Origin of the sequence: Blautia intestinihominis (genome assembly GCF_040096655.1) — a bacterium.
GTDB classification, from domain to species: domain Bacteria; phylum Bacillota; class Clostridia; order Lachnospirales; family Lachnospiraceae; genus Blautia_A; species Blautia_A intestinihominis.
The window spans coordinates 1-7,370 of record NZ_JBBMEI010000113.1; the positions used below are offsets into that span (position 1 = coordinate 1).

The 7,370-nt window shown below is 44.4% G+C and carries 7 protein-coding genes and 2 pseudogenes; all 9 read right to left on the reverse strand.

Annotated features, from left to right (window positions below; genetic code table 11):
• Positions 1 to 524: pseudogene (locus WMO75_RS18200) on the reverse strand (tyrosine-type recombinase/integrase); the annotation flags it as partial.
• A gap of 138 nt (positions 525 to 662) precedes the next feature.
• Positions 663 to 893, reverse strand: a complete 231-nt coding sequence (locus tag WMO75_RS18205) for a hypothetical protein (RefSeq protein ID WP_022215008.1) — start codon at positions 891 to 893, stop codon at positions 663 to 665.
• Positions 894 to 913: 20 nt separating this feature from the next.
• Positions 914 to 1,810, reverse strand: coding sequence for a tyrosine-type recombinase/integrase (locus WMO75_RS18210; protein WP_022215009.1), 897 nt, complete (start codon positions 1,808 to 1,810; stop codon positions 914 to 916).
• Positions 1,811 to 1,904: 94 nt separating this feature from the next.
• The gene (nagA, locus tag WMO75_RS18215; RefSeq protein WP_118698862.1) at positions 1,905 to 3,056 is read right to left on the reverse strand and encodes an N-acetylglucosamine-6-phosphate deacetylase; all 1,152 of its coding nucleotides are present in this window, start codon (positions 3,054 to 3,056) and stop codon (positions 1,905 to 1,907) included.
• A 27-nt stretch (positions 3,057 to 3,083) separates the two neighbouring features.
• Positions 3,084 to 3,530 (reverse strand): D-aminoacyl-tRNA deacylase, encoded by a 447-nt coding sequence (gene dtd, locus WMO75_RS18220; RefSeq protein ID WP_022215011.1) that lies wholly within the window; start codon positions 3,528 to 3,530, stop codon positions 3,084 to 3,086.
• A gap of 49 nt (positions 3,531 to 3,579) precedes the next feature.
• Complete coding sequence (locus tag WMO75_RS18225; protein WP_118698885.1) at positions 3,580 to 4,161, reverse strand: NUDIX hydrolase; 582 nt, start codon at positions 4,159 to 4,161, stop codon at positions 3,580 to 3,582.
• Positions 4,162 to 4,185: 24 nt separating this feature from the next.
• Positions 4,186 to 5,385, reverse strand: a complete 1,200-nt coding sequence (locus tag WMO75_RS18230; RefSeq protein ID WP_118698861.1) for a SpoIIE family protein phosphatase — start codon at positions 5,383 to 5,385, stop codon at positions 4,186 to 4,188.
• 1 nt (position 5,386) lies between these two features.
• The gene (locus WMO75_RS18235) at positions 5,387 to 7,090 is read right to left on the reverse strand and encodes a [Fe-Fe] hydrogenase large subunit C-terminal domain-containing protein (RefSeq protein WP_291581605.1); all 1,704 of its coding nucleotides are present in this window, start codon (positions 7,088 to 7,090) and stop codon (positions 5,387 to 5,389) included.
• Between the two features lie 63 nt (positions 7,091 to 7,153).
• Positions 7,154 to 7,370, reverse strand: a pseudogene (locus tag WMO75_RS18240) (hypothetical protein); the annotation flags it as partial.

A 7,370-nucleotide genomic window follows, 5' to 3' on the forward strand; every position in this document is an offset into this window, starting at 1 on the left:
TGACCGGTAAGCTGGTCGCCACAATGTTCTATATAATCAAGCAGGAGAGCAACCTCATCGGTATCAAGCCGGATGATGCTTTTGTCATGGATCTTTGGCACATCGATAAGTACGGTCGGATTTGTCTCGATCATTTCCCTTCTGTAATAATATGCATAAAAACTCCGAAGGGCAGAGATCTTTCGTTTGAGCCCACGTTCGCCGTTTGTTTCGGTTTTGTCACCAGCCTGGTAGACCTTGAGATATTCCTGATATTCCTCAAGATCCAGAGCCTTGATCTGATCCAGGACATCAACTGTAAAATCCGTCATTTTGTAATCCTTAAATGCCGGATTTTCATCAAGAAGAAACTGAAAGAAAATCCGGATATCGTAGGCATAGGAAATCCTGGTCTTGGTCGTAGTCGTCGTATCGATCGCACGAAAATAATCCCTGCAAAACGGCGGCAGCGTTGAGAGAACTTCACGCAGCCTTAAAATATTCTCGACATCTTTTTGTTCGTGATATGTTGTTTTTTTCTCCATAAAAATTTAACTCCTTAAAATCAAATCATTAGTAAATCCCGAAAAATACAGCTGACAGCAGTTATCTATATCTATACGACAAACCGTAGTTTTTCATATAGATCTATACAGATTCCAGCCATATCCCGGATTTTGCCTTTATTCCTCAAATTCAGCCGTTACCATAAATCCCCTTGGTGTGTGGTCGATCTTTTTGATCACGCCAGTTTTGGATTTAATTCGTTCGGAGTTTTTGTAACATCCGGACATTGCCACAGCCGGTTCTATGATGTAACTGTAATTCATATAGGACTGAAATTCTGAAATCTCTACGACATCGCCGACTTTGATCAGTCCCTGGCGTTCCATTTTAAATTGTTCCTGACGCATAAAAAATTCCTTCTTTCTGTTTATTCATTTTCCGGAAGATCTGCCTTTAATTTGACCATACTTCGGATACTTCTGGAGGTCTCATCTATATAATTACGCTTATAACGCTTCAGATTATCCGGTGTGATCCCCATTTCCTCTGCAACACCTTCCGTATCTGCTCCATATGCAAACATCGTATAAATGCAGGAATTCCGAAGTTGCTGAGCGCTGTAATTGTGAATCCCTGCTTTTGCCGTGTATTTCTTCAGTAGACGGCTGATATACATGGTATTGAGCTGATTTCCATATTTATTGTAAAACAGATATTCGTTCGATTCTCGTTCTGCCAGATACAGCTCCAGGATCCTGTAGACATCTTCCGGGATAAAATTTGCCTTGTCGCGTTTTGGCATAAATGCATAGGCTCCGTTGTTATATAGACGGATATTTTCCGGCTTCATGTCAATGATCTCTGTCGAGGAAAAGCCCATGCGGTAAAGCAAAATTATGATACAGTACGCCATATGATTTTCCTGTGCAGCTACAAGCAGCCGGTCAATGTCCTCCACAGGAACTGCATTTGCATACATGCTTACTTTTTGGACTTTTTTGACATAATCGGCAAAATGATTCGTATAATCATCTCTGATACCAAATTCCAGACGATTCTCATAGACGTAATTTGACAGGGAATTCAGTTCCCGGATCTTTTTGGCACAGGTACTTGGCGCAAGTGTTTTCTCTTCGATCTTTTTTTCAAGATTTCTGTAGAATCCCGCTACATCTTCTGCATGGATATCCAGGAAATCTTTCTTCGTAAATCGTGTAAATTCCAGGAAATCACTTTGATAGGATGCAATACTTTCTTCCTGAAACTGCCTGATAAATTGTTTCCATATGATCCTTGTCTTTTCACTGAATGGATAATCTTCCATCAAGAATGTTCCTCCTTTCCTGGTTGTGCGAAGCAGGTTTTGGGGTTTGTTAGGTGTTTTTATATACTATAACATATTTATAAGGAAACTGCAACTATAGCAGTTCCCCATCCTTAATTACCTGCTGCACGTTCAGTTCCTGATCCATCAGGACGATGTGCGCTTTTTTGCCTGCTCGGATGGAACCGTATTCAGCATCGATCCCAAGGCTTTTTGCCGGATTGATCGTGGCACAGGCAACTGCTGTTTCCAACGGGATATTCATGGTTTTAACCGCTGTTTTCATGCAGTCCATAAGATTCGTCACAGAACCTGCTATCGCCCCGTCTGAGGCCAGTGTAGCGCGGTTTCCGACTACGTTTACATCCAGCCCGCCCAAAGTATAGGAACCGTCCGGCATTCCTGCTGCACGCATACTGTCACTGATCAGGATCATGCGGTCCTCTCCCATCATTTCAAATGTCGCCCGAACTGCTGCCGGATGGATATGTACACCGTCACAGATGATCTCCGCCATCACATGCTTACTGTCATAAACAGCCCCGATCACACCCGGTGCGCGGTGCGTAAATGCAGGCATGGCATTGTAAAGATGAACCGCATGGTCTGCCCCTGCGTTAAAAGCCGCCATAGCCGTATCATAATCCGCATTTGTATGTGCCAGAGAAACATTTACCTTATCTTTGACCGCCTCAATAAAAGAAACCGCATTTTCGCTCTTCTCCGGCGCGATACCCATGAACTTCACCAGCCCCTCTGAAACTTCCAGAAAACGCTCGCAGACCTTCACATCACACGGAATGATATTTCTCTCATCCTGCGCGCCCTTCTTGGCAGGACTGATAAAAGGTCCCTCCATGTTGATGCCGACAAAATCCGCCTCTTTCTTACTGTGCGGACCTTTTTTGTATTCTGCTGCCACACGGAGGATCTGCTCCAGTTCCTCGACCGGAAGCGTCATCGTCGCCGGAGCGATCGCAGTCACCCCCACAGAAGCCTCATATTCCGCGATCCTAGCGATCGCATCCCTGCTGCCGTCGCAGAAGTCGTCTCCCTTGCATCCGTGGAAATGCAGGTCAATAAGCCCCGGTATCGCGTACATGCCTTTCCCGTCAAGGACCTCATCTTCTGTCTGAGGTCTCTTCCCCTCTGTATAAACCTGTTCGATCGTTCCGTTCTTTATGACGATCCCGCCGTCTGTAAACTTCTTATCCTCTGTAAAAACCTTCACATGATCAATAATCATTATTCCTGCCTCCCCATCTTCGGTATCTTATAAAATATGCTCATCCAGAAGGATCGTAAACGGTCCGTCATTGATAAGAGAAACCTTCATGTCTGCCCCAAAGCTTCCATGCTGTACGACCGGAACGCTCTTTGATGCTTCCTCGATCATATATTCATACAAAGCTTCCGCCTTGTCCGGTTCACCCGCCTCGATAAAGCTTGGTCTGTTTCCCTTCTTACAGTTTGCATAGAGCGTAAACTGCGAAACAAGAAGCAGTTCCCCGCTAACATCTTTGAGAGAAAGATTTGTCTTTCCATTCTCATCCTCAAAAATACGAAGTCCCAGCAGCTTCTTGAGGTATTTGTCTGCAATCTCCTTTGTGTCATCCTTTCCGACACCTACCAGCACCAGAAAGCCCCTGCCTATTTTGCCTATACTCTGTCCATCTACCTGTACTTCTGCCTGAAGTACTCTCTGTACAACCAGTCTCATAAAATTCTCCTGTTTTATCTTTATTTCCAAATATTATAGCACAAATCTGCTACTGACATCTTTCTTTTTTCGTTTTTTCTATCAATTTCGCATATACACGTTCTACAAACCATGGCTCTGTAGACTTCTTTAATGCTTCTTCCGGAGAAAACCAGGCTACTCCACTGTTTTCATCTGCTTTGATCGAAACTGCTTCCTCGCAGTCTGCTTCCAGAAGATACGTCACATTCAGGTGCAGATGGCTGGATACATACTTTCCCTTCTTGACATGCCCATCCACCGTAAGAGATTCCAGAGAAAAGATCTCCTCCGATACCGGGCGCACATACGAGATCCCCGCTTCTTCTTTTACCTCACGAAGCGCAACCGCAAGAAGATCCGTCTCTCCATCCGCATGTCCCCCAAGCCACGACCAGGAATCATAGATATTGTGATATACCATAAGTACCTTGCTCCGGTCTTTGTTCACTACCCAGGCAGAAGCCGTCATATGGGCAACGGTGTTTTCCCTTAAGAATGCGTTATCATTCTCCCTGATCCATTGTAAGATCAGAAATTTATCTGCTTCTTCCTGCTCATTAAACGGCTGATAGCGTTCTATCTGATTTATTAAATCCTGTCTTGTTATCATTGCATTCTTCTCCATTTTCCTCATTTATACGCACCAGAAGCAGATCTTCACTTTTTTTCCTTCGGATTTTAAAGCTCCGATCAGTTCCAGTGCCAGATTCTTTTTCTTTTCACGTTCAATATGAAGTGCTGTATAATTTTCATTCAGTGCATTTCCAAAGAAAAAATTGATCTCCGTAGCTTCGGCAAACAATATCCGAAACAGTTCTGCTGCCGCATCCTTCTTCTTGATGATCCGATTATAATACAGCCTGTCTTCGCTGAAATCCTCATAGTAATCGATCACCTTCTGTAAAGTCAGAAGTCCCTCCGTTACCAGGTCAATGCCTTTGATCTGCGACATGGCTGGAACTTCTTCTGTTCCGGTACCGGGAATCCCGGCTACCTCTTCTCCCAGATAATCCGCGACCAGCTTTGCCGTGGTCCCACCACATACGATGCGCATTCCCTCTTTTTCAAAAAAAGTCGTAAAATAACTGCGGTCATCCGCCCGGTCTGCCGGCGGCCCGACCATAATGTTCACTACGTTTTTCTTCATTCCTGTCAGAGTCAATACCGTAAGGTCATCATCCGTCTCATCCATATTCAGAGCCACACCCGCATCTGCAATGTCAGATGCCATCTCCTGTGCACTCATTCCCTTATGGTAACGCTGTTCACAGAATTTCAGTACTTCCTCCCTTCCCCAGCCGCCATAGGTGGTTTTGCCCATTCCGGCATTGGTGACACCGTCACTCATAAGTATCAGCATATCGCCTGTCCGAAACTGAAAATAACTCTGGTGGATCTCTTTTTCTCCGAACATTAGAATATCCCGATGATAATCCACACTTTTTCCATTACGAAGCAAAATAGCATCCGGATTATCGTACTGCAGAAGACAGATTCCATTCCCTTCTGACACTAATACAGTAAAAGTAGCATACGCCAGATTGCGTACACTGCAGATTGGAAGCGTATCTGCAACAGCTTTTACGGCTGTCCGGATGTCCATATTCCTTGCGATCATGATACTGAGCATTCTGGCAGTCAGCGTAGCCAGAATATTGGCCTTTACCCCGCTTCCCAATCCGTCAGAAAGCACCAGTACTGTCTGATCTGTATCTGTGATCACTGTATAATAGTCACCGCAGATCTTTTCTTTCTTCTTGTTGAGGCTGACCCTACCGAATCCTGTCGGAATATCTCCTATCGTTTGTATCGTCTCGTATTTCTTCTTTTCCATCCTACTTTATCTCCTGCAAAATGGTCTGCTTCAGCTCTTCAATAGCCACTTTGGTATCTGCTGCCGTTTCTCCCAGAAGACTGGCGATCTCATGCACGATCCGAAGCTGTTCCGCCGCCAGTTTATCTGCCATCTGAACTGCCTCTGCCTTGGCACGGTTCTGCTTCTTTTCGCTCTCCTTTTCTCTGGTCACATCTTTCATGATACATAAGATCAGTTTATTCTTCCAGTCATTTGTAAGAACACGTTCTATATAACGTTTCTGTTCATTCAGATAGATACAGTCCTGTACGATCTCCCGGTTAAAAGCTATCATATTTATGATCGGATAATCATCCATGATCTCGCCCACCGCTTTTCCAAGGAGCTGCTTTTTTCTGGAAATATCAAACAGATCATTCGCCGCTTTGTTCATCTGTATGATATTAAGGTCATAATCTACCGTGACCAGAAGTCCCGGCATAGCCTCAATGATAATATTGGCGTAGTCTTCCTGTTTTTCTCTCATATAAGGAATGCACATAGATACTTCCGCTTTGCCCTGGATAACAGCGATCGCCTTTGCCCTGCAGGTGTCATAGCCGCAGGCGCCGCAGTTCAGTTCATCCTCTTTTGTATATTTGCCCATTTCGTGCATCACATGGGTAAACTGTTCTTTTGTGATCGCTTTTTCCGGATAGGTTTCCTCCTGCACAAATTTCCTTTCCGGAATCTCCGGCATCTGGATATGATGATCTTTCTGATAATCTACCTGACCATTTTTCATGGAAAGCTCTCTGATCGCGATCAGCGCATCCAGCAGTTTCTTTTCCTGTTGCAAAGAATAAGCCCCGCCGATACATCCGTTTGTACAAGCGTTCATTTCTATGAAATAATCTGCATAATCTCCTGTCCTCAGTTCCTTTAAGATTTCCTTGCACTGATCTATTCCATCTACCGACAGGTACTTCTGTCCGTTTATCGGCTGCATTGCCTGTATCAGACCTCCGCTTACCGCGGTCATTCTTGAAAGATATACGTCTTTTTGATCCTCTCGTTCTGGTTTTTCCTGGATATCCTTCATCCAGTTATTCAGCTCTCCAAATGTAATTACATAATCCGCGCATGACTGGCGCTCTTTCAGTTCTGACATTACAGAAATACACGGGCTGATGTATACGATAGATGCGTCTGGATATTGCTCTCTTAAATATGCTGCATGCATCTGCTTCATAGAATAAACCGGAGCCAGATATTCTGTCAGATGAGGATATTTCGTCTCGATCAGCCGCACCACCACCGGACAGTTCGATGAGATCACCAGTTTTTTCTGCTGTTGTTCCCGCAGAAGCCTGGTATATTCTTCCTTCATCACAGCTGCTCCCTGCGCCGCGTCAAATGCTTGCCAGAAACCCATTTTTTGCAGATATTTTTCCAGATCACCAATACTGTTCCAGCCATATCTTGCAAGATAAGCAGGATGTACAGACGCGATCACCTTTTTGCCGGACGCAATCACTCTTTGGATAGCCGGGATATCGTCGTGTTCTACCTTTGCGTGCTGAGGACAGACAGCGATACATTTCTCGCAGAGAATACATTGTTCTTCAATGATCTGTGCCTGCTGATTTGTGACCCTGATCGCCTTTACGGGACAGTTGCGGATACATTTATAGCAGTTTTTACAATTGGCTGTACGAAACTGCAGGATCGATGTGTGGCTCATAGTGTTCCTCCCCTAAGCTAAAGTCCCCTGACACACTGCCAGAGGACTTCTTTGCTGAAACTTTTATTTATTTTTGCTCTCGTCAAAGATCTTGATCGCTTCTATGATCGTTCTGACGCTGTTCTCGATACCGAGCTTGCTACTGTCGATGCAGAGATTATAGCTCTTGGCTGCTCCCCATTTCTTGTTGGTGTAGTAGTTATGGTTAAATGTATTTTTAAATTCTACCTTGCAAGAGTAAATTCTATACCTGTAGAATTTACTTCTGCATGGATTTTTC

What these genes read in the sequence shown, in the direction of transcription:
- WMO75_RS18225 (WP_118698885.1), bottom strand. Translation starts at nt 4,161, where the DNA reads ATGATAACAAGACAGGATTTAATAAATCAGATAGAACGCTATCAGCCG.
- WMO75_RS18205 (WP_022215008.1), bottom strand. Translation starts at nt 893, where the DNA reads ATGCGTCAGGAACAATTTAAAATGGAACGCCAGGGACTGATCAAAGTC.
- WMO75_RS18235 (WP_291581605.1), bottom strand. Translation starts at nt 7,090, where the DNA reads ATGAGCCACACATCGATCCTGCAGTTTCGTACAGCCAATTGTAAAAAC.
- WMO75_RS18210 (WP_022215009.1), bottom strand. Translation starts at nt 1,810, where the DNA reads ATGGAAGATTATCCATTCAGTGAAAAGACAAGGATCATATGGAAACAA.
- nagA (WP_118698862.1), bottom strand. Translation starts at nt 3,056, where the DNA reads ATGATTATTGATCATGTGAAGGTTTTTACAGAGGATAAGAAGTTTACA.
- dtd (WP_022215011.1), bottom strand. Translation starts at nt 3,530, where the DNA reads ATGAGACTGGTTGTACAGAGAGTACTTCAGGCAGAAGTACAGGTAGAT.
- WMO75_RS18230 (WP_118698861.1), bottom strand. Translation starts at nt 5,385, where the DNA reads ATGGAAAAGAAGAAATACGAGACGATACAAACGATAGGAGATATTCCG.